The sequence below is a fragment of the Oerskovia rustica genome (assembly GCF_014836555.1).
Lineage (GTDB): Bacteria > Actinomycetota > Actinomycetes > Actinomycetales > Cellulomonadaceae > Oerskovia > Oerskovia rustica.
This window is the reverse complement of the sequence record NZ_JACSQQ010000069.1, coordinates 1-3,537: the sequence shown is the minus strand read 5'-3', so window position 1 is coordinate 3,537 and position 3,537 is coordinate 1. Positions and strand designations below refer to the sequence as shown.

The following is a 3,537-nucleotide window of genomic DNA, read 5'->3' as shown; positions in this document are numbered from 1 at the left end:
GCGCGAGGGTGGGGGTGTCGGCCCGCCCGTGCGCGGGCGCGACGACCTCGCGGAGGCTCCCCTCGGGTGGCCCGACGACGAGGAGCGCCTCGTGCAGGTGACGCACGATCGCCCGTCGGCGCTCGGGCGTGACGGCGTACCGGGCGGGCGGCGCGTGCAGGAGCGCCCGCCCCGACCGGTGGTGGTCGAGGAGCCAGGCGCTCTCCTGCTCGTCGAGGCCGCTGAGGAGGACGCTCCAGCGCTCGTCGGTGCCGTACTGGAGCACCCCGTGGTCCCGGTGGAGCACGACCGTCCCCGGCCGGAGGCGGACAGGGAAGAGGTCGTCGTCGTCCATGGGTTCTCCTCGGCTGGTGCGGGGACCTGCCGGACCAGTCTGACGACGGGAGGGCGAGAGCCGAGGTTCTCCACAGGCCGATCCACCTCGCCAAGACTTGACCAGTTCTCGACGATTCCGCGCACGCGAGCGGACCAAGCGTCGGCGTGGTCTATGGCATATGTCACGCGGACCCACTACGGTCTGTGCCGTGGCCTACGAAGCCGAGCCGGGCGCCGCGAAGAGCGCCGAGACGTACGTCGAGGTACGCCGGAGCCGTCGACGCAAGAGCACGGTCAGCGCCTACCGCGACGGGGACCGCACGATCGTGTCCATCCCCGCGCGGTTCACGCGCGCCCAGGAACGCGAGTGGGTGCAGCGCATGCTGGACCGGCTCGCCGACAAGGAACGGCGCCGCAGGCCCTCCGACGACGAGCTCGTGGCCCGCGCGACCGAGCTGTCCGCCAAGTACCTCGACGGCAGGGCGCACCCCACGAGCGTGCGCTGGTCGAGCAACCAGGGACGCCGTTGGGGGTCGTGCACCCTGATCGACGGCAGCATCCGCATCTCGACGCGCGTCCAGGGCATGCCCGAGTGGGTGCTCGACTACGTGCTGCTGCACGAGCTCGCCCACCTGCTGCACGCCGGGCACGGCCCGGGGTTCTGGGCGCTGCTCGAGGCGTACCCGCGGACGGAGCGGGCCAAGGGGTTCCTCGAAGGGGTCTCGTTCAGCCGAGACGGCGGCCCCCCCGAGGGGCCCGAGGCACCCGACGACGCCGAGGACGCCCCGCCCCACGTCGAGATCGAGGCCCACCCGGCGGTGCTGGCGGACACGGCTGGAGCTCCCGAGGAACCCCCGACGAAGCCCACGCCCGACCGGCACGCGGTGCCGGCCAGGCGGGTCGTGCAGGGCCCCGAGAGGGAACCGGCCCGCTAGTCGCGGGCGGACCGTCAGTCGCGGGGCGAGCCGTCCGGCTCGTTCTCGGAGTCGTCCGTCGGAGCGGCCGGGTCGGCTGGGCCTTGAGTGCCCTTCGAGTCCTCGGCCTCGCTGAAGATGTCGGCGAGCGCCTTGTCGAGGTCGCTCTGCTCCTCCTGGACCTCGGTGCGCCGCGCCTGGTAGCCGGCCGGGTCGTCCAGGTCGAGCGGGCTGGGCAGCAGGTCCGGGTGGTCCCACACCCCGTCCCGGGCGTCAGGTCCGCCCTGTGCCGCGATGAGGGCCCACAGCGTCGCGGCGTCGCGCGAGCGGCGCGGCCGCAGCTCCAGACCCACGAGCGTCGAGAAGATCTGTTCGGCGGGGCCGCCGGCCGCGCGCCGACGTCGGAGCATCTCCCGCAACGGGACGGCGTGCGGGAGGTGGGGGAGCGCGGCCTGCGCGCTGACCTCGTCGACCCAGCCCTCGACCAGTGCGAGCGCGGTCTCCAGGCGCAGCAGCGTGGCCTTCTGCTCGTCGGTGTTCTGCAGGCCGAACACGCCGCCCGACAGGGCGCGCTGGAGCGCACCGGTGTCCGTGACGTCGATGTCGGAGAGCTGCGACTCGAGCGCGTCCAGGTCGATCGTGATGCCGCGGGCGTACACCTCGACGAGTCCCAGTAGGTGTGCGCGGAGCCAGCTCACGTGCGTGAAGAGGCGGGCGTGCGCCGCCTCCCGCAGGGCGAGGAAGAGGCGGACCTCCTCGACGGGAGCGTCGAGCCCCTCGGCGAACGCGGCGACGTTCGTGGGCAGCAGGGCCGTCGCGGGCTCGTCGAGCAGCGGGAGCCCGATGTCCGTGACGCCGAAGACCTCGCGGGACATGGTCCCCGTGGCCTGGCCGATCTGCATGCCGAACACGGCGGAGCCGAGTCGGCGCATCATCTGCGCGGGGTCGAAGTCCATCCCGAGCGCCCCCGCGGGGAGCCCGGGGAAGCCGAGCTCTGTGTCGGGACCGTCGGCCCCGCCGGGGAGCTGGTCGCGCAGCACGGTCGCCAGTGCGTCGGCGACCGAGGAGGCCACGGGCGCCGCGAGCGCGTTCCAGGCGGGGAGGGTCTTCTCGACCCACTCGGACCGGCTCCAGGCGTAGCGCTTGCCGCCGGCAGGCGGCAGGTCGGTGACGGCGTCGAGCCACAGCTCGGCCACCGACAGGGCCTCGGTCGCCGAGCGGACCTGCGCGGGCGTGAGTGACGGGTCGCCCTCGGCGACCGCGACCTGGCGGGCGATGTCGTGCGCGACGTCCGTGTTGACCGGGCCGTTGCCCGAGCTCGCGAGGAGCCGCTGCACCTGGGCGAGGACGTGCTTCATGGTCGCAGGATCGTTGCTGAGGCCGCTGCCTGCGGCCAGGGCGGCCGGGTCGAGGCCGCGAGCGCGCAGCTCGCGCAGGGCCTCGTCGGCGTCCGCGCCGAACATGGAGCGCAGGAGCTCTTCCCACTGCGCGTCGGGCTGGTCGCCCGCGCCGGAGGCGAACTCGTCGGGCGGTTGGCTGCTCATCGGGGTCTCCTCGGGATAGCGTCAGGAATCACCGTAACCACAATCGAGGACGGACGAGGGGGGTCGAGGCATGTCGGAGGGCACGGTTCGCTCACGGCGCAGCGCCGACGGCGCTCCGGTGGCGGACGTCCGCGACCAGCCCGAACCCCGGGAGGACGGCTCCGGCACGGACGGCCGGACGGTCGTGGTGGGCGAGGGCCGCGTCGCCGCGCTCCTGCGCGCCGCGCTCGGGGGACGCGGCCCCGAGAACGCGCCGGTCGAGCCCAACGACCTGTCGGCGCCGTGGATCGAGGGGGCGCGGACGCTCGTCGCCGTGGCCCCTGCCGGGGAGTTCGGCGTCAAGGTCGCCAAGGGCGGCACGAGACGCACGCACCTGGTCGAGCAGGCGGCGCGCGTGGCGCGGGTCGCCGCGCGGCACGGGATCGAGCAGGTCGTCGCCGTCACGTCGGCGACCGTGCACGGCGCGAGCGCCAACCGCCCGGACATCGAGGACGACGACCCCGTCTCACCCGACGCCGGGGGCTTCGTCGCGGACCTGGTGGCGTTCGAGGAGGCCCTGGTCGAGGAGCTCGCTGCTGCGTCGGCCGAGTCGCAGGCGGGGCCGACGGTCCGTCTTGCGATCCTGCGCCCTGCGATGATCGTCGGTCCCGGCGTCGACACGATCCTGACCCGGCACTTCGAGGCGCCGCGGCTCCTGACCGTCAAGGGCAGCGACCGCCCCTGGTAGCTCCTGCACACGAACGACCTGGCGTCGGCCGTCGAGG

The 3,537-nt window shown here is 74.0% G+C and carries 2 protein-coding genes and 2 pseudogenes; 2 read left to right on the top strand and 2 right to left on the bottom strand.

Annotation, left to right across the window (positions count from 1 at the left end; all coding sequences use genetic code 11):
• Positions 1-334, bottom strand: a pseudogene (locus tag H9652_RS19415) (thiamine biosynthesis protein ThiF); the annotation flags it as partial.
• Positions 335-494: 160 nt separating this feature from the next.
• Between H9652_RS19415 and H9652_RS19410 the strand changes: the two are divergent.
• Positions 495-1,097, top strand: a pseudogene (locus H9652_RS19410) (SprT-like domain-containing protein); the annotation flags it as partial.
• Positions 1,098-1,264: 167 nt separating this feature from the next.
• Here the strand turns inward: H9652_RS19410 and H9652_RS19405 are convergent.
• Entirely contained in the window at positions 1,265-2,773 is a 1,509-nt protein-coding gene (locus H9652_RS19405) for a zinc-dependent metalloprotease (protein ID WP_191798449.1), read from the bottom strand.
• 70 nt (positions 2,774-2,843) lie between these two features.
• Here H9652_RS19405 and H9652_RS19400 point away from each other — a divergent pair, with 70 nt between their 5' ends.
• Positions 2,844-3,500, top strand: coding sequence for a Rossmann-fold NAD(P)-binding domain-containing protein (locus tag H9652_RS19400; RefSeq protein ID WP_191798447.1), 657 nt, complete (start codon positions 2,844-2,846; stop codon positions 3,498-3,500).
• Positions 3,501-3,537 lie beyond the last annotated feature (37 nt).

What these genes read in the sequence shown, in the direction of transcription:
- H9652_RS19405 (WP_191798449.1), bottom strand. Translation starts at nt 2,773, where the DNA reads ATGAGCAGCCAACCGCCCGACGAGTTCGCCTCCGGCGCGGGCGACCAG.
- H9652_RS19400 (WP_191798447.1), top strand. Translation starts at nt 2,844, where the DNA reads ATGTCGGAGGGCACGGTTCGCTCACGGCGCAGCGCCGACGGCGCTCCG.